Raw genomic sequence first — 18,655 nt, forward strand, 5'->3', positions numbered from 1 at the left:
TATTATATAGTGTAAATATTAAACATTAATAGTTATTAAATCCACCTTTAATTGAGATTGGTTTGTTTAAATAGTAGTTTAGTTGGAATAAAATGTTGTAAATGCAGGAAAAAAGTTTTAAAATTACTCGGTGAAAATACAACTAGAATTGGAGAGAGTATGAAATGGATGATGAATCGTACGATGGATATAACGGTGGGATGTACAGTGGTGGAGGTACCAAGAGATCAAGAGGTAAGACTAAGATACCCCGCTTTAAAAGTATAATCCGTAAAGGGCATCAAGGAAGACGTCCAAGGAGAAACAGGGTTAACAATATAAATGATCCAGAAACAACAATTGTAATGTGGGTGGTTATTACATTTCTGTTGTCAGCAGTATTTCATGCGGAATGGTTATTCGCTTCATTATATTCATTATTTGTTTTTTATACCCTTCTTACTAAGAACGTTTGGCCAATTAGATTTGTATCGAAGATTCTAACAACGATGGGCATATTATTCTTTATTGCAATTACCTTAGTTTTATTAATTAATATGATGGTTGATGAAAGTATAGACTCAATTATACTAATTGCTTACGGATATATTATTAAAATACCCTTGTTAAGCTGGTCTATAGTTTGGTTACTAGAGAGTTGGATCGATTGGATTAATAAAAAGAAGATTGCAAAAGAGAACTTTGTAGAAAAAGAGAAGTCGGGTAAACTCTTACTTTTAAAAATAGCTAAAGGTAGCTTCATTGCTTCGGCGGTATTAATACTATTTGGAGTAGGTAATTTTATTTACCCTTTTTACTTTTGGAATCTTGGGTTGCTTAATCAAATACTTGGTATTTTTGCTTATTGGAAAGTCGATTTAATAATTGGAAGTACTTTGTTAGGAAAGCTTTCACAGTGGCTAGCATACAAAGACTAAAAAGAAGAAACCTCCGAGGGATTTATAGAAAATAATCTTAAGCTGCAAGCTGGTGTCTATATACTAAACGTGCCAGCTTATTTTTATTGTTTTTTGAAGTTTATCAGCCCTGAAAAAAGTATGAAAAAGAATAAACCTTGCTTTTTTGAAGCAAGGTTTTATCTGTAGTTTATATTTTTTTAAGGCAAAAAAGTTAGGACATGTGTATAGACTCAATAAATCAAACGTTTGATTAAAAAATGGCTCTATCCTACGGAAGCAATAGAATAGCATCCGCGATCGGCCGTTCTCCTGTTGAGTCAGAAGGTTTTGTCACCAGTGTATCTCGAACGGTCATGGAAGTGGATCCGCCTCCGTCAAGGTTAAGCGCATGGACCGCACCCAGTGACTTCATGATCCTGGCGCTCTCTTCAAAGCTTGCACCAACACTTATGCCTGGAGCCCGGCCATCAATTGTTACAAATAGAAGGGTTCCGTCTGCTTTTATCCCGGCAAGTGTTCTGGGATGACGTTTTTCCCCAAACCGATAATAGAATTCCGGGTTGTCTTCCAGGTGGAAGCCTTCTGCTGCTGCATTAATGAAAATTTTCCCCTCTTCTAATAATCGTGGTCCACCGTTAATAATACCCGCTGCCTCTTCGAGTGGTATTGGTTCTTCATCTGCTCTTACCTCATTCTTTACCTGAATCTTCATGCCGGCTTGAGCATGGGCCTCAAGCCACTGGGCTGCCTCTCCTGTTCCAGCCAGAACAGACCCGTCGCTTGGAATTTCTCCTCCTGGCTGTCTTCGAAGTTCGATCACGTCACCAGACGCATTCAAGACTGCTTCTATCCCATCTCCAGCTTCCGTTTGATTTCCAAAGTCCGGTGTGAAGTGAATGAGTTCACTTCCGTCTCTGCAAGTAAAATCATGCCTTGGTTTCTCGGTTGGAGTATCTGCTCCTGTACCTCCGCAGCTCCGGATCAATCCCGGTTTCCGGTTTAATCCATCCACTTCCCGCACTGCACGGTCAGACGAGACAGCAGTTTGGGAGGAAGAAACTGAAGCAATGCGGGCGTCCATGCTTGCAGAAGGAAGTATAAGGCTTGAGCTCCCGTTAACCGCTTCACTTATCAGCTTTCCGTCCATAACTGAAATGCCGGCAAGATCGCCAGGTGTACCATCCTTGTTTCCTACTACAAAGTATCCTCCATTAATTCCAGCCAGCGCGTCATTGCGTCCAGCCATTTCACTGAGGGTTTCTTTTCCAGGAACCTTATTATTTCCTAGCTCAGGTAAAATGCTTCCGTTAAAAGAGTCCGGATCTACCTCTAGTACATTGACTGTCCAGGGGCCGGTAGTCTGGTTAGAGTTTTCGCCGCTATAAACTGTGCGCAGTCCTGTGTAGCCCATGCCGGATAATTCTTGCTGGAGTTCTTTAGCAGCTTCTTCATTCTGAAACTCTCCAACCCTGACAAGGTAACCAAGAGGCCCTTTTTTCTTGTCATCCATGGCCCGGTTGGCGATACGGTCGATGCGGGGATTATACCCTGCCGATACAAGCTTTTTTGCTAAATCTTTAGCCTGTTTTCGTGTTTCGGTAAAGTCCATATCAACTGTGAAATAATCCTTTTCAGATACTTCCCCCCGGATAATTTTTGTGTATGTAACCCCTGGGGCAAGGCTTTCGGTGGTTCTGGATTCGTTTAAAGAGGGTAGACCTAGAGGCAGTGTTTCTTTTACTGCTGCCACTTTATTCTGTTCAGCAGATTTAGTTTTAGCCGGCATGCCTGCAAATAGAACTGAGGATAAACTGATGGATGCAATCACAAGAATGACTGCTTTTTTTAGGGATTTGTTCAATTTTTTCACTCCTCGATGGGGTATTTTGGAGAGCTTTACCACAGTATAAAAAACATGTATTAACCAATCATTAACCAAACTTTTGGAAAGTATTAAAGTTTATTTTGCTTTTGTAAATCGGAGTGGATAGACCTGTAAAATTCGATAAATACAGAAAATGCTTGTCCACATAGATGTGCAGGACTCGCTTTTATCATTTGCAAAGCTTTCGATTTTAATGTTGCAATCCACAACTATAACAATGTATAGGGGTTAAATCGGGTATTTCGACAGGAAGAATCATTCGCTAGTTCTATATTATGGGGAATTAACCATCGGAAGGCCTATGTAGTATGAGGATTCACATATTAGTAAGGTTTAAAAGATAAAAATAGGGTTAAATGTATTACAAAAGTACTATCCATATGTTATTATTTTCCTTAATATAATTGATGAAGGGAGTAAAAGAGGTGATTGAAGAAGCAAGTACTAAAACGATACGTGTTCTATCTCTTTTTGAAATGTTGAATAGCGGGGAAATAATAAAAAAGAAAGAGGCAGCAGAACATTTTAAAGTAAGTGAAAAAACGATACATAGAGATCTCAAAGAAATAAATGTTTACTACACCAAATATAAATACAAAACGTTAGTCAATTGTGTTGCATATAACCGGGAGGAAAAAGGGTATTATTTAAAGGTTAGGAATAGATAAGTAAGCAAAGCCCCCGATCAATCGGACGGCCTTACCTTGTTTACAATCCTATATATCACTGATTGATCCTCATGCTGTTTTAACCTTGGATAATATAAGCAGGCAGGATCAGATTCTTCCAGCTGCAGAATAGTTTTCTCCAATTCATCCAGCCCATTATCAAATGCCATTTTGCTGTTGTAGGCAAGGTCTATTCTATGTCCGACTCTCGGCGGGAATGCAGCTTTAAACCATCCGACAGCAAAAGGGTCTTATTCACAGCTAAAAGCGGGCTATGTCCATATTCCAGAAAATCTGCAGCTTCCCGGGCACCGTCTATAATCCCATACCCCTCAGGAGTGTTTCAGCTTATTCCGGTTCGCCAGGAGCCATTTCAACACATTCTCCTGAAGAGCTGATGATTTTATTTCAGCTCTTCAATTGAAACGTCCTCTATTCTGGAAATGCCATTTAAATAATTGCCCATTCTTTTAGCATGAGCATGATGGCTTCATCCTCGAGCTATGGTTAAAGGTGACCTGCCGGATGGAGTGATTCTTAAACTGCAGAAAATAGCATGCAATCACCAGCTGATGCCTAATCAATTGAAGTGGCTGTTCCATCTTCATTTTTATAGATGTGAATGGCTGCAAGTCCACAGGAGCTCCTTTTATGTCTAGGGATTTGGGCAAAGAGAGGCTGCCCTCCATTTTCCATTTGCATTCTCTGTTGCTTCCCTCAGTCTGATATTTCCTTCTAGTACCATATCCTTCTGCGGTAAGTGCGTTTCTTTTTCAAGAGCTTCTTTTATCAGCCCGGATGCCAGTGATCCTGGCAAACCGCCATGGCCAGTTGCCCCAATTACCCCATATACTGTTGAGGATCAACTGCCATTGCGTCTTCACCAATTTCTCTATCTCCTTTTGTGAAAACCGTTTTGATTTGCATATGAAAACCACCTAGTTTATAAAGTAATAAGCTATGTGAGAGAAGCAATAATAGTCAAAGCTGATATTAAGCCAATCGACATCATTCTCCATGCGTGCTGTTTTCTCGATTGAAAAAGCGGTCCAAATCCAACGAATGCATTTATTTAATTGCAGGAAAATATCCTTTCCTGGGAAATTACACAACACTATGTCGAAACTTATAATTGGATGTTTCATCAAATTTTTGTAAACGTTTTAATAGTAAATGGAGTTAAAAAAAAGTAAAATATATATATAGTACAAGAGAATTGAAAGTATAAATAATGGAGTTAAGTGGAAGTGTTTTGAAATAAACAAACCAGAAACAAATATTAACACCACAAAAAACAAAGAAATATTGTCCGTTTTATGTGGTTATGCTACAATAATAAATAAGAATAAAAGAAATAGGTGATGAAATATGGTCTCTTCATTCCAATCAGACACACCTTGGATAGGAAATGAAAGACAGGCACAGTTGATTACACTCGTAGATGAGCTTGGAATGGTTCGGGTTGCGGATATGAGTAAGCGTTTTGGGGTTACGGAGGAAACGATCCGCAGGGACTTAGAGAGGCTTGAAAAAGAAGGATTTCTTTCAAGAGTCCACGGTGGTGCAGTATCCCTTAAAAAATCAGGCTCCGAGATACCGGCTTTGAAAAGGGAACAGACCAATATTGAAGAAAAGCGCGCTATTGCGTTAAAAGCTGCTTCTTTCATAGAAGATGGAGATATCATCGGAATTGATTCCAGTACAACCGCTTTGCAGATGGCAAAGTTTATAAAAGATAAAGAAATAACGGTTATCACCAATTCAATTGCTGTCACTTTAGAGCTGGCCAATCAAAAGGGAATTACAGTCATAACGGTTGGTGGATATTTGCTGGAGGACTCATTGTCATTTGTTGGAGTATCAACACAAAAAGTTATAGAGGATTACCATTTGGATAAGTTTTTCTTTTCCTGTACAGGGTTTGATGCGAAGAGGGGCATAAGTGAAGTCCATGAAATGCAGGCCCAAATTAAAAAGCATTTTATCTCGATCTCTGATCAGCTGTTTTTATTAGCGGATTACAGTAAATATGGGGCGAAGTCCTTGGTCAGCATTGAAAATTTAAAGAATGTTGATTACTTAATTACAGATGATAAAATGGCAGTAAATGATGTAAGGAATATCAGAAACCTGGGTATTAATACAATTGTTGCTGATTAAAGCACAGATCCAATTTGGATCTGTGCTTTTTTTTTTGAAAAGCCAAATCAAAGGGCTGGGGAATCTTAATAATAACCCTTTATTTATGATCAATATGGGTCATATATATTGATAAATCTCTGTATCTTTATAAAATCGTTTACAAGCATGGGTAAACAAAGTAATTTTTTTTGTAAATGTCTGTTTTTTAAAAATATTAATAAAAAAATGTTGAAAAACAAAAATGTCTAAATTATAATAAAAATCAAATAAGGTGGTGGGCAATTTTGGGTACTAAATATGTATTTGGGATAGATTTCGGAACAGAGTCCGCAAGAGCTATTCTGGTGAATGTTCAAAATGGTTCAATCGTCGCATCCGCAGTCTCCCCATATCCGCATGGCGTGATCACAGACAGCTTGCCCGGAACTGATATAAAGCTTCAGCCGCAATGGGCATTGCAAAACCCAAATGATTATTTACATACTTTACGGGAAACTGTGACAAATTGCTTGGCAGATTCGAAGATAAATAAAGAAGAAGTAATAGGGCTGGGCGTGGACTTTACTGCCAGCACGATACTGCCTGTCGATGGAAGTGGGATTCCGCTTTGTTTATGTCCGGATTATAAGGAAAACCCACATAGCTGGGTGAAGCTCTGGAAGCATCATGCTGCAGACAAAGAGGCCGCTCTTATTAATAGCCGCGGTACTGAGAGAAACGAGTCATTTCTTCAGCGCTATGGCGGTGAATTGTCAGAGGAATGGATGTTTCCTAAAATGCTCCAAGTTTTAAATGAAGCTCCTGAAATTTATGAAGCTGCCGATCGGTTTATAGAAGCAGGGGATTGGATTACGATGCAGCTTATTGGTGCAGATATAAGAAGTTCCTGTATGGCGGGATATAAAGGCAGCTGGAGCAAGAAGGAAGGCTACCCATCAAACGAGTTTTTGAAAACGCTTCATCCTGATTTTGAAAAGGCTGTAAAGGAAAAGTTATCAGCAAAAATTTATCCAGTCGGATCAAGGGCGGGTTTTTTAACAATTAAAATGGCTGAGGAACTGGGTTTAACGGAAAACACAGCGGTAGCAGTCGGAATTATTGATGCCCATGCAGCAGTTATAGGAGCAGGAGTTGATGCTCCTAAGAAAATGGTTATGGCTATGGGCACCTCAATTTGCCATATGTGCATAGATGAAGAAGAGCGCTTTGTTCCAGGAATAAGCGGAGTAGTAGAGGATGGGATCCTCCCCGGCTATTATGCATACGAGGCAGGGCAAAGTGCAGGCGGAGATTCTTTGGCATGGTTCATCAATCATTGTGTGCCTGATTATCTTTCAAAAGAGGCGGAAGCCGCTGGGTTATCCCTGTATCAGCTGATGGAAAAAAAGGCTTCAGGACTTATGCCGGGAGAACACGGACTTGTCGCACTGGATTGGTGGAATGGAAATCGTCTATTAAAGGATCCAAACCTTTCAGGAACCATCCTGGGATTAACTCTCAGCACCAAGCCGGAACATATCTATCGTGCACTGCTTGAGTCCCTGGCTTTCGGTGCAAGAAAAATCCTTCAGGTGTTCGATGAAAGCGGTATCAGCATTGATGAACTTTATGCTTGTGGCGGCCTGGCTGAAAAGAATAAGCTGCTAATGCAATTGTTTGCAGATATTACCGGCAAAAACGTGCATGTGGTATCGGTGCCTCATACATGTGCGATGGGAGCAGCCGTTCTTGCTGCAGTTGCAGCAGGAAAGGAACAGGGCGGATGGGATTCCATTAACGAGGCCATCCCAAAAATGATTCACTATGATAATGAAGTCTATAGGCCAATTCCTGAAAACCAGACAATCTATCATCAGATTTTTGAAGTTTATGACGGTCTCCATTATGAGTTTGCACAGAAAAATTCACCGGTGAAAGCACTGCTTGCAATTCAAAGAAATCTTGCTGCAGGGCAGAAGGAGGTAACGAAATGACATTAATTGGACCTTCCCTTATGTGTGCGGATATGGGAAATCTCCAGGAATCAGTAACCCGTCTGGATCAGGCTGGTGTAGATTTCTATCACTTGGATGTTATGGATGGAAAATTCGTTCCCAATTTTACCATGGGACCTGATTTGATCAGAAAAATAAGAGAGTATACGAAGAAGCCTTTTGATGTGCATTTAATGATAGAAAAACCTGAGGACCATCTTGATTTATTCATTGATGCTGGAGCAGATATGATCTCCGTACATACAGAGGCAACTGGCCATCTGCAGAGGACTTTACAGAAGATTAAAGATAAAGGTTTAAAAGCTGGTGTGGCTTTGAACCCGTCTACTCCGGTTTCAGAGATTGAATATGTACTTGATGTCATTGACTATATTACAGTCATGACCGTAAACCCGGGATTTGCAGGACAGAAATTTGTTCCGCTGATGAATAAAAAGATTAGCAGAATTAGAGAGTTAATTGAAAAAGAAGGCTATAAGGTGGATATTCAGGCAGATGGGAATATTGGCTACCATACCATTCCCGATGTAATTGGGAATGGTGCAAATATGCTGGTTCTCGGCACTTCCTGTCTATTTAGGAACGACATCAGTCTGGAGGATGCAGTAAAGAAGCTTCGCGCCTTTTTAAGTGAACAGAAAGCTGGAATTAAATCAGGAATGTGAGGTGGCTTAATTGGCTGAAATTACAGTTGTTGGAAGCATCAACATAGATATTGTGGCATTAACAGACCACTATCCGAATCGCGGAGAAACCATTTTTGGAAAGAAGATGGAGCTGCTGCCTGGAGGTAAGGGTGCCAACCAGGCTACAGCATGCGCAAGGCTGGGGAAAACCGTAAATATGGTAGGCAGCATTGGTCAGGATACCTATGGCGATATTTTATTGGATTCCCTAAAAGCCAGTAAAGTAAATATTTCTAATATCAAACGAGTGAAGGAAACTTCGACTGGCTGTGCCATTATAACCATTGATAAGACAGCAGAGAATACCATGCTTGTGTTAAAAGGCGCCAATGATGAGTTATCTGTTCAGGATATAGAAGAAGCTTTCAGTGAGATCAATGATAGCAAAGTGCTTTTGGTCCAAATGGAAGTCCCTGAGAAAGCTGTAATTCAATCTATGATTGAAGCAAGGAAAAAGGGAATGTTCGTCATATTGGATCCTGCACCAGCAGAGGGAATCACAGTGCGCGCCCTGGAATATGCCGATTTGATTATTCCGAATCGACAGGAAACCAAACAGCTGACGGGCATTGATGTGACCGACATAGATACAGCGAACAAAGCAGCGAAATACTTTGAGCACATGGGTGTAAAACAATCAATAATTAAAATGGCCGATAAAGGATCCCTTGTATATGAAGATGGCAGATCTACCTATATAGAATCAATCCCTGTTAAGGCGGTAGACACAGTTGGTGCCGGTGATTCATTTGCAGGTGCACTGGCTTGTGCTATTGCAGATGGTGAGGATCTTGTTTCCGCTGCGGAATTCGCAACCATTGTAGGGGCGATGAAAGTTACCAAGCTGGGAGCGCAGGTGGGAATTCCTACACTGGATGAAGTGAATCAGTTCTGTAAGGAAAGGAAAATCAGCCACTATATGACGGAGAACCGGAAAACATCTTCTGCTTGACCTGCCAGATGAAAGGAGGATTATCATGTCTGACTATCTATTGAAAATGACCCATATCAGCAAAACGTTTCCTGGAGTTAAGGCGCTCGATGACGTAACCTTGGAAGTCAAACCTGGCGAGGTGCATGCGTTAATTGGGGAAAATGGAGCCGGAAAGTCAACTTTAATTAAGATTCTATCTGGTATTTATCAGCCTGATTCTGGGGCAGAGTTTTATTTTGAAGGGAAAAAAGCGGAAATCAATAAACCAATAGACGCCACATTAAAAGGCATTTCAATCATTTATCAGGACCTAAGTTTATTCCCAAATCTATCAGTCGCTGAAAATATTTATATAGGAAGAGACAGTACAAGCAGGCCCTGGAAGAAAATTAATTGGAAGTCAGCTGAAAACATCGCGAGGAAGGCCTTGAAAGAGCTTGATGTCGAAATTGATATTCATCTCCCTGTGGAAAAGCTCAGCATTGCCCAGCAGCAATTGATTGAAATTGCGAGAGCCCTGGCTTTTGAGTCCAAATTAATTGTCATGGATGAGCCTACTTCTTCCCTATCAAGCGGGGAGGTAGAAAAGCTGTATAAAGTAATTAATGACTTGAAAAGCAGAGGGATCTCCATTATTTTCGTCAGCCACAAACTAAAGGAGCTATTTACAGTTTCTGACCGGTTTACAGTCCTGAGGGATGGGAAGTATGTGGGAACTTACGAAAGCAGCGAATTAGATGAAGACCGGTTAATTAACTTAATGGTTGGAAGAACCGTCCTGTATGAAAAGAACCAATCCAGAAATATAGCCGGCGAAACGATTTTTGAAGTAGAGAATCTTTCAAAGGATGGGAATTTCAAAGATATATCCTTTGAACTGAATAAAGGTGAAGTGCTGGGGATTACAGGATTGGTTGGTTCAGGGAGAACCGAACTTGCCCAAGCTATTTTTGGAGTTAATAAGCCTTATCAAGGAACGATTAAAATTAATGGTAAAGCTGTTTCCATTAAATCAAGTGAAGATGCAATGAAAAAAGGAATTGCTTATATTCCCGAGAGCCGGAAGACACAGGGGCTGATTCTCGATCAATCGATTATCAACAATATTTCATTGCCGATCTTAAAAACACTAAGAAACAAATTGGGGTTAATCAACCGTAAAAAAGAAATTGAATTGGCCAATGATTACGTAAAAACCCTGGATGTGCGCCCGTCACTGCCTGAAAGGGCAGCAGGTGACCTATCCGGAGGGAATCAGCAAAAGGTTGTTATATCGAAGTGGCTATCGACCAAGCCTGACATACTGATTATTGATGAGCCGACAAATGGAATTGATATTGGAGCAAAAACTGAAATCCATAAACTTCTCCGCAAACTGGCTTCTGAAGGAATGGGTGTAATAGTGATCTCTTCTGAGCTTCCTGAAGTGCTGGCGGTCAGTGACCGTGTGCTTGTCATGAGGCATGGGCGGGTTGCGGGAGAAATGGGTATTGAAGAAGCGACCCAGGAATCCATTATGAACTTGGCATTGCTTGGATCAGGAAATGCGAACAGGAATAAAGAGCAGGCATCATTTGTTCCAAATCAGGAGGTGCAAATGTAATGAACTCTATACTGAAGTCTAAAGAAATGAGCATTGCGGCCATTGTCATATTACTTTGCGTGATCCTGACCATCATGAGCCCGGCATTTTTAAGCCCTGGGAATATCCTTGATATTTTGAAAGGAAATGCGGTACTCGGCATCCTGGCTGTAGGGATGACACTCATTATTATTACCGGCGGCATTGATGTTTCAGTTGCAGCTGTGACAAGCGCAGTTTGGGTCATTATTGGAAAACTGCTGGTTTTAATGCCGGATAGTCCAGTTGCTATTTTACTATTATTTATTATTGCACCTTTGATTGGCGTCTTCTTTGGCGCTATTAATGGCTTCCTGGTCTCAAGGATTCAGATACCTGCAATCGTCGTTACGCTTGGTACGATGAGCATGATTAATGGGATCGTCCTGTATATCACTAATGGCCAGTATCTGAACAGCAGCAGCTTCCCAAGCATATTTTTGAAGTTTGCTAACTTTAATGTGTTTGGTGTTTCGATTTTGACTATTATCTTTATACTTATTGCCGTTTTCACCTGGTTTGTTCTGAAATATACAGTGATTGGCCGTGAGGTTTTGGCGATTGGCGGAAATAAAGAATCTGCTGTCCGGGTTGGGATCAATTTTGATAAAGTGCAAATATTTGTTTTCTCTTATATGGGATTTCTGGCAGGTATTGCAGCTATTGCCCAGCTTTCATACACAAAAGCTGTGGATCCGAATGGAATGCTTGGCTTTGAATTGACTGTAATCGCAGCCGTAGTGCTTGGCGGCGCCAATATTATGGGAGGAAGAGGCTCCGTTGTTGGCACTTTCCTTGGAGTATTGCTGCTGGCAATTATGGAAAACGGATTGATCCTGGCCAGAATCGATACTTTCTGGCAGCAGGTTGTTATAGGTGTCGTCATTCTATTGGCTGTTTCATTCGACCATATTCAATATAAAAGGGCTAAGAATAAGATGGCGCGTATCGAAGTGGAAGCATAGAGAGGAGGGAATAAAATGAAATCGCTATCAAAAGAACATGTCTTAGGAATTATAGCTGTTGGGCTAATTGTCTTAATGACAATAATGGCACCGGGGTTTTTATCATCGAACAATATTAATAACATGATGTTTCAGCTGCCTGAATTCGGCCTGATTGCTTTGGGGATGATGGTCGTCATTATCACTGGGGGAATCGATCTCTCTATTACCTATGTAGCAGCACTTTCCGGTGTAACAATTGCCATGATGCAAATGAACGGATACTCCATACTTGTGGCTATCCTCGTGGGTATTGCAGTTGGACTGGCATGTGGTTCTTTGAATGGCTTCATCGTTTCAAAGATAGGCGTTTCACCTATTCTCGTAACACTGGGCACAATGGTTTTATTTGAAGGGGTTATTTTGAGTATAACAAAGGGCAGATCGATATCTGGCTTTAGTGAGTCTTACAGCTTGATCGGGAATGGATATTATATGGGGATTATCCCCTTATCGATGCTGATCTTTATCATTGTAGCCATATTAACCGGGGTTCTCCTGACAAAGACTGGCTGGGGAAGAAGTGTTTATATGGTTGGAAGCAACCCGGTGGCCACCCTTTTCTCAGGAATTAATAACAGCCGAGTCCTAATGAAAGTCTATCTTTTTGCCGCTTTTATGGCGACGCTTGCATCCATTATCATGACCTCCAGGTACAATACGGCGAAAGTGGACTTGGGTTCTTCCTATCTCCTTCAAAGTGTGGCGGCCGCAGTACTTGGTGGAACAAACATCCAGGGCGGATATGGAAAAGTTATTGGCACAGTATACGCAGTTATCATATTCCAGGTTCTATCCAATGGATTGAATTTAATGGGAGTCCCAAGGGCGATAGTGGGCGTTATTACTGGAGCGATTCTCATTCTTGTTCTTGTCATTAACTTTCTTAAAGCCAAAGCGGATGAAAAGAAACAAAAAAGGCAGCAGGAAGCTGCTGCAGCTTAAAACGAGCGGGTGTCATCTGACATAGTCGGATAACCATATAAATGCAAGACTATTAAAGGGGGAAAAACGAATGAAAAGATTTTTGGTATCGTTGCTGTCAATGGTTTTAGCTCTAGGACTTCTGGCTGGCTGTGTATCACAAGAGAGTGCAGGATCCAAAAGTGAAGGATCAGACAAAAAGAGCGGCGGAGACGACAAGCTGACGATTGCTGTTGTTCCTAAACTTGTAGGTATCCCTTATTTCAATGCTTCTGAAAAGGGAGCAGTAAAAGCCGGTGAGGAGTTAGGCGTTGAAGTTATTTATACCGGCCCTACTGAAGCGGATGCTGCTCAGCAGGTTAAAGTTATTGAAGATTTGATCAGCCAAAATGTTGATGTTATCGCTGTTGCTCCGAATGACCCGGCATCATTAACACCTGTTTTAAAGAAAGCTAAAGAACAAGGCATCACGGTAATGGACTGGGATACTCCAGCGGATCAATCAGTAGTAGAATTATCAGTTCACCAAATCGATGATGAGGGTTACGGACGCCATATCGCGAAGTCTCTAGTTGAGCAAATGGGAACAGAGGAAGGCGAAATTGCCATCTTGACTGGCGGTCTTTCTGCAGCTAACTTAAATTCTTGGATCGATGGTGCCAAAAAAGAGCTTGAAGAGAACTACCCAAATATCAAACTGGTAACAGATATTATTCCTACTGATGAGAAGCAGCCTGTTGCATACCAAAAGACGCTTGATTTAATTAAAGCATATCCTGATTTAAAGGGGATTATGGCTTTCTCTACTATTGCTCCAATTGGTGCAGCACAGGCAGTTCAGGAAAAAGGGCTTCAAGATAAGATTGCAGTAGTTGGAACGGCTCTTCCAAATGATTCTAAGCCATTCCTTGAGGATGGATCATTAGATTTAGCGATTCTTTGGGAGCCGGACAAATTAGGTTACTTAACAGTTGCTCTTGCTAAAGATCTGGCAGAAGGCAAGAATCCTGAAAATGGCCAGGATGTGCCGGCTGTTGGGAAAATTGAAGTTTGGGATGATAACAAAACAATTATCATGGGACCTCCAACAGACTTTACAGCTGAAAATGCTGGAGACTATGATTTCTAATTAATTGAAAGAAGCGGGGAATCCAATGATATTGGATTCCCCCTTTTTACGTGCTTCTCATAAACCTGTACAGCTCCTTTATTATACATTGAGAACGTAATGGTGAGTGTGTTATAGTATTGAAAACAAAAACAAACAAAAACAAACAAAAACTCATTGAAAAAGGGGCAGGATTATAAAGTGTTAGTAGCTGAAAGGCAACAGAAGATCGTCGAGATTGTTAATATTCGTAAAAGTATTCGGGTCAGTGAATTAAGTGAGTCTTTCAATGTTACAGAAGAGACGATCCGCAGAGACCTGGAGAAACTGGAAAAAGAAAATAAACTCAAAAGAAGCCACGGCGGGGCTGTCAGTATTCAGGAGGAAGACCCGGATGTATCAGAACGCGAAATTACAAATGTAAGTGAAAAAAAAGCCATTGCCAATGCAGCAGCAGAGCTGGTTGAAAGCGGGGACCGGATTATCCTCGATGCAAGCACGACAGCTTGGTACATGGCAAAAGCCCTTCCAAATATTCCCCTCACAGTTATTACGAACTCCATAAAAGTTTCTATAGAACTGAGCAAAAAAGACAAGATTGAAGTCATATCCACAGGGGGGAGGCTGAACACAAAATCTATGTCTTATCTAGGTCCGTTAGCAGAGAGGTCACTTGATATGTACCACGTCAATAAATGTTTTATGTCATGTAAAGGGCTGCATTTGGAGAATGGATTAAGTGATTCAAATGAAGAGCAGGCTCTCCTTAAGAAGAAAATGGCCGAGCAGTCAGATCAGGTGATTGTCATGGTTGATTCCAGCAAGTTTGGCGTAAAGGGATTTTCTAAAATTGCACCTTTAAGCAAAGCTCGTCAGATCATTACTGATTCAGAGATTAATCCCGGCGTTAAGGCAAGATTGGAAGAACTTCAGCTCACTGTCCGTATTGCGTATATTTAAAAAACAAAAATAAAACAACACAATTACTTTTGTTTGTGTTGTTTTATTTTTGAGAAAAAAGTATAATATAAATAGAAAAATTAAGAATATTGATAACACTTTTCGTTGGTTTAAAAAATGATAGGTCACTAATTTCATAATATAAAGGAGCATTAGAAATGAGTATTGTTAATGCGAAAAGAAATATGCTGGAAGCTCCATTTTTAAAGCAGATGATGCAGGCAACACAAAATATGTGGAGATTAGGGTGGGATGAACGCAACGGAGGGAATGTTAGTGTAATCCTAGATGAAGAAGAAGTGGCGCCATATATAGAAAAAGGGAGCGCGATCCGTACAATCAGCCTGGATTTTCCGGTCCCGGAGCTTGCCGGTAAGTACTTTCTAGTAACCGCTTCAGGAAGCTACTTCAAAAATATTATTGATAATCCTGAAGAACTGCTGGGAATTATCCAAGTAGCGGATGGTGGTAATGAACTGGATATCATTTGGGGATTTGCCAATGGCGGAAAACCAACGAGCGAACTTCCGTCTCATTTCATGAGCCATATCGTCAGACTCAAGCATGATAATACTCACAGGGTGATCATGCATAACCACGCAACCAATGTTGTTGCCATGACTTTTACTCATGAATTGGATGAAGCAGCGTTTACAAAATCACTCTGGCAGATGGAATCAGAATGCATAATTGTATTCCCGGATGGTGTGGGGCTCCTTCCTTGGATGATACCAGGCACGACGGAGATTGGGAAAGAAACAGCAAAGAAGATGAGTGAGTACCGTTTAGTCGTATGGCCGCATCATGGCATTTTTGGAACAGGAAGCTCCATTGACGATGCATTTGGCTTAATCGAGACTGCTGAGAAAGCCGCGCAGATCTACATGCTGATTCATTCCCACCGTGGAGGAGTGAAACAGGTTATAACCGATGACCAGCTTTCCGTATTAGCTGAGGCTTTTGGAGTAATCCCTAAACCAGGAATCCTTCAATTGACTAAATAATATTAATACATGCTGGCTGGACAAATCGTTCTGCCAGTTTTATTTCACTTTAAAGTAAACGTTTCCAAAGGAGGGTGTTTCGCATGGGCAAACTCAGCCTGGCTGTCGATATTGGTGCGTCCAGCGGAAGATTGATTGCCGGACACCTTGAGGAAGGTGTACTGAAATTAGAAGAAATATACCGTTTTGAGAATAAAATCATCAAAAATCAGGATCAATTCTGCTGGGATGTTGATACTTTATTCATGGAAATAAAAAAGGGAATGCATGAATGCAGGAAACGGGGCTTGAAGCCGGACAGCATTGGCATTGATACTTGGGCGATAGACTTTGTGCTATTGGATAAATATGACCAGCCCTTAACTGAAGCTGTATCCTATCGGGATCCAAGGACGGCAGGCATGATGGAAGAAGTATTTAAATTGATCGAAAAGGATCAGCTTTACTTAGAGACGGGAATCCAATTTCTTACCTTTAATACGATTTATCAGCTTGAGGCGTTGAAAAGAGCTAGGCCGGAAGTGTTAACAAGAGCTAAAACATTTCTTATGATTCCGGATTATTTCAACTATTTATTAACCGGAAAAAAATCAAATGAATATACCAACGCAACCACCACGCAGCTGGTCAATGCCTTTTCAAAAAATTGGGACGCTGGCATCATCGGAAAGCTTGGAATTAATAAGGAGATATTCCAGGAAATCATGCCTCCAGGCACAGTTCTTGGGAAATTAAAGAAAGAGCTTGCTGCAGAATTTGGGTTTGATCTTGAAGTTATATTGCCAGCGACCCATGATACGGGATCAGCTGTAGTGGCTGTGCCTGAAGTGGAAAATACCATATATATCAGCTCCGGAACCTGGTCCCTAATTGGTGTTGAGAACCGCTTTCCGATCTGTGTTCCTAAAGCCCGCCAATATAATTATACAAATGAAGGCGGCGTGGATTACCGTTATCGGTTCCTAAAGAATATTATGGGGCTTTGGATGATCCAGGAAGTGAAGAGAAATTACAAGGACCAATATTCTTTTAGTGAACTAGTTGCGCTGGCCCGTGAGGCAGCAGATTTTCATACCATTATTAATGTAGACGATGGCAGATTTTTGAAGCCGGATCATATGATTGCGGAAATCCAGGATTATTGTACGGAAAAGAACCTGCCTGTACCAGAAACACCTGGTGAGATTGCTAAATGTATTTTTGTCAGTTTAGCAGAAAGCTATCAAAATGCCATTCTTGAAATTGAAGAGATCTTCGAACAGGAGTTTAAGACCATTAACGTAATCGGCGGAGGCTGCCAGAATGAATACTTGAACCAGCTTATTGCGGACAAGACCGGCAAAGTGGTGATCGCCGGCCCCTCTGAAGCAACAGCCATCGGAAATCTGGCTGCCCAGCTCATATCGCTGGGTGAAATTGGGGACCTAAAAGAGGCGAGAACCATAATTAAAAGGTCTTTTGATTTGAAGGGATTCACCCCTGCAGGGTCAGAAGTCAATGAGGAGTGTGCCTTATGAAGATACAGGAGAACTACGAAAATGCAAAACTGGCGTACGAAAAATGGGGAATCAATACAGATAAAGTTCTTGAAGTCTTAAAAGTCATTCCTATTTCCGTCCACTGCTGGCAGGGAGATGATATCCGGGGGTTTGAGACAAAACAGAATGAACTTTCCGGAGGCATTGATGTGACAGGGAATTATCCGGGAAAGGCTGTCTCTCCCGAGCAATTAAGAAATGACTTGGAAAAGGCTCTTTCCCTAATACCGGGGAAACATCGTGTAAACTTGCATGCTATCTACGCAGAAACAGATGGAAAAGTAATTGAACGCGACCAATTGGAGCCAAGGTATTTTCAAAATTGGGTGGATTGGGCTAAGAAACTTGGCCTTGGCTTGGATTTCAATCCTACATTATTCTCCCATGAAAAAGCAGCAGATGGATTAACACTATCCCACCCGAACGAGGAAATTAGAGAATTCTGGATTAATCACTGCATCTCCAGCCGTAAAATTGGCGAGTACTTTGGCAGGGAACTGGGAACTCCGTGTCTGACAAATATCTGGATACCTGACGGATATAAGGACATTCCGAGCGACCGGATGACACCAAGAGTGAGATTGAAAGAGTCATTGGATAAAATTTTTGCAGAAGAAATAGAACCTGCATTTAATATCGATGCAATCGAGAGCAAATTGTTTGGCATCGGTTCGGAGTCCTATGTTGTTGGCTCCCATGAATTTTATCTGGGATATGCCCTGAAAAATGATAAACTCTGTCTTCTTGACACAGGTCACTTTCATCCAACTGAGACAGTGTCCAATAAAATATCTTCCATGCTTCTATATGCGGATCAGCTGGCGTTACATGTTTCGCGGCCTGTACGCTGGGATAGTGACCATGTCGTAACATTGGATGATGAGCTGCGTGAAATTGCCTTGGAGCTGGTACGCTGTGATGCTCTGGATAAAGTGAAGATTGGACTCGATTTCTTTGACGCGAGTATTAACCGGGTAGCCGCCTGGGTCATTGGGACCCGCAATATGGTCAAGGCTTTATTGTATGCGCTGCTGACTCCTGTTGATTACCTTAAAGATCTTCAAGAAAAGAGTCAATTTACGGAACGCCTGGCAATTATGGAAGAATTTAAGACATACCCATTTGGAGCAGTGTGGGACTATTACTGTGAATCAATGGGCGTGCCAGTCAAAGAGACATGGCTTGATGAAATAAATAAATATGAGGAAGAAGTTTTATCGAAAAGATAAATGATTTATTCTGCAAAGAGATGGTCAGTTTGGATCCATCTCTTTTCTTGTTTTTTCCC

Annotated in this window: 15 protein-coding genes; 14 read left to right on the forward strand and 1 reads right to left on the reverse strand. The window is 41.2% G+C overall.

The annotated features are described in order from the left end of the window. Positions 1-164: 164 nt before the first annotated feature. Positions 165-917, forward strand: a complete 753-nt coding sequence (locus tag AC3WTL_RS13960) for a hypothetical protein (RefSeq protein WP_248349746.1) — start codon at positions 165-167, stop codon at positions 915-917. Positions 918-1,167: 250 nt separating this feature from the next. On the opposite strand, the gene AC3WTL_RS13965 is transcribed toward AC3WTL_RS13960, so the two are convergent. Then, positions 1,168-2,760, reverse strand: coding sequence for a phosphodiester glycosidase family protein (locus tag AC3WTL_RS13965; RefSeq protein ID WP_492369592.1), 1,593 nt, complete (start codon positions 2,758-2,760; stop codon positions 1,168-1,170). 449 nt (positions 2,761-3,209) lie between these two features. Between AC3WTL_RS13965 and AC3WTL_RS13970 the strand changes: the two genes are divergently transcribed. The 13 genes from AC3WTL_RS13970 (at position 3,210) to rhaA (ending at position 18,596) form a co-directional block, all read left to right on the forward strand. Then, positions 3,210-3,452, forward strand: coding sequence for a DeoR family transcriptional regulator (locus AC3WTL_RS13970; protein WP_222498800.1), 243 nt, complete (start codon positions 3,210-3,212; stop codon positions 3,450-3,452). Between the two features lie 1,368 nt (positions 3,453-4,820). Then, on the forward strand, positions 4,821-5,612 hold the full coding sequence (locus AC3WTL_RS13975) for a DeoR/GlpR family DNA-binding transcription regulator (RefSeq protein ID WP_252220045.1): 792 nt from the start codon (positions 4,821-4,823) through the stop codon (positions 5,610-5,612). Between the two features lie 266 nt (positions 5,613-5,878). Then, entirely contained in the window at positions 5,879-7,567 is a 1,689-nt protein-coding gene (locus AC3WTL_RS13980; protein WP_492369593.1) for a ribulokinase, read from the forward strand. Then, positions 7,564-8,253, forward strand: a complete 690-nt coding sequence (gene rpe / locus AC3WTL_RS13985) for a ribulose-phosphate 3-epimerase (protein ID WP_258751277.1) — start codon at positions 7,564-7,566, stop codon at positions 8,251-8,253. Before AC3WTL_RS13980 ends, rpe begins: the two co-directional genes overlap by 4 nt. Positions 8,254-8,263: 10 nt before the next feature. Beyond that, positions 8,264-9,226 carry a ribokinase gene (gene rbsK / locus AC3WTL_RS13990; protein ID WP_252220036.1) on the forward strand — a complete coding sequence of 321 codons (963 nt, stop codon included), beginning with the start codon at positions 8,264-8,266 and terminating at the stop codon, positions 9,224-9,226. A 25-nt stretch (positions 9,227-9,251) separates the two neighbouring features. After that, a complete protein-coding gene (locus AC3WTL_RS13995; RefSeq protein WP_252220034.1) occupies positions 9,252-10,811 on the forward strand; it encodes a sugar ABC transporter ATP-binding protein in 1,560 nt (519 codons plus the stop codon). After that, entirely contained in the window at positions 10,811-11,794 is a 984-nt protein-coding gene (locus AC3WTL_RS14000; protein ID WP_248349711.1) for an ABC transporter permease, read from the forward strand. Before AC3WTL_RS13995 ends, AC3WTL_RS14000 begins: the two co-directional genes overlap by 1 nt. A 15-nt stretch (positions 11,795-11,809) precedes the next feature. Continuing rightward, positions 11,810-12,778, forward strand: a complete 969-nt coding sequence (locus tag AC3WTL_RS14005; protein ID WP_252220031.1) for an ABC transporter permease — start codon at positions 11,810-11,812, stop codon at positions 12,776-12,778. Positions 12,779-12,848: 70 nt separating this feature from the next. Continuing rightward, positions 12,849-13,886 (forward strand): autoinducer 2 ABC transporter substrate-binding protein, encoded by a 1,038-nt coding sequence (locus AC3WTL_RS14010; protein WP_492369594.1) that lies wholly within the window; start codon positions 12,849-12,851, stop codon positions 13,884-13,886. A 180-nt stretch (positions 13,887-14,066) separates the two neighbouring features. After that, positions 14,067-14,825 carry a DeoR/GlpR family DNA-binding transcription regulator gene (locus tag AC3WTL_RS14015; protein ID WP_492369595.1) on the forward strand — a complete coding sequence of 253 codons (759 nt, stop codon included), beginning with the start codon at positions 14,067-14,069 and terminating at the stop codon, positions 14,823-14,825. A gap of 158 nt (positions 14,826-14,983) precedes the next feature. After that, a complete protein-coding gene (gene rhaD, locus AC3WTL_RS14020; protein WP_492369596.1) occupies positions 14,984-15,829 on the forward strand; it encodes a rhamnulose-1-phosphate aldolase in 846 nt (281 codons plus the stop codon). Positions 15,830-15,912: 83 nt separating this feature from the next. After that, a complete protein-coding gene (rhaB, locus tag AC3WTL_RS14025) occupies positions 15,913-17,346 on the forward strand; it encodes a rhamnulokinase (protein WP_492369597.1) in 1,434 nt (477 codons plus the stop codon). Continuing rightward, entirely contained in the window at positions 17,343-18,596 is a 1,254-nt protein-coding gene (gene rhaA, locus AC3WTL_RS14030) for an L-rhamnose isomerase (protein WP_492369598.1), read from the forward strand. The genes rhaB and rhaA overlap by 4 nt, the downstream gene beginning before the upstream one ends. Positions 18,597-18,655: the final 59 nt, after the last annotated feature.

The sequence above is a fragment of the Cytobacillus sp. EB106-05-05-XG126 genome, assembly GCF_058791715.1.

Excerpts from the sequence above, each read along its gene's own strand:
- AC3WTL_RS13960 (WP_248349746.1), top strand. The coding sequence starts at position 165 with ATGGATGATGAATCGTACGATGGATATAACGGTGGGATGTACAGTGGT.
- AC3WTL_RS13975 (WP_252220045.1), top strand. The coding sequence starts at position 4,821 with ATGGTCTCTTCATTCCAATCAGACACACCTTGGATAGGAAATGAAAGA.
- rpe (WP_258751277.1), top strand. The coding sequence starts at position 7,564 with ATGACATTAATTGGACCTTCCCTTATGTGTGCGGATATGGGAAATCTC.
- AC3WTL_RS13995 (WP_252220034.1), top strand. The coding sequence starts at position 9,252 with ATGTCTGACTATCTATTGAAAATGACCCATATCAGCAAAACGTTTCCT.
- AC3WTL_RS14000 (WP_248349711.1), top strand. The coding sequence starts at position 10,811 with ATGAACTCTATACTGAAGTCTAAAGAAATGAGCATTGCGGCCATTGTC.
- AC3WTL_RS14005 (WP_252220031.1), top strand. The coding sequence starts at position 11,810 with ATGAAATCGCTATCAAAAGAACATGTCTTAGGAATTATAGCTGTTGGG.
- AC3WTL_RS14010 (WP_492369594.1), top strand. The coding sequence starts at position 12,849 with ATGAAAAGATTTTTGGTATCGTTGCTGTCAATGGTTTTAGCTCTAGGA.
- rhaD (WP_492369596.1), top strand. The coding sequence starts at position 14,984 with ATGAGTATTGTTAATGCGAAAAGAAATATGCTGGAAGCTCCATTTTTA.
- rhaB (WP_492369597.1), top strand. The coding sequence starts at position 15,913 with ATGGGCAAACTCAGCCTGGCTGTCGATATTGGTGCGTCCAGCGGAAGA.
- rhaA (WP_492369598.1), top strand. The coding sequence starts at position 17,343 with ATGAAGATACAGGAGAACTACGAAAATGCAAAACTGGCGTACGAAAAA.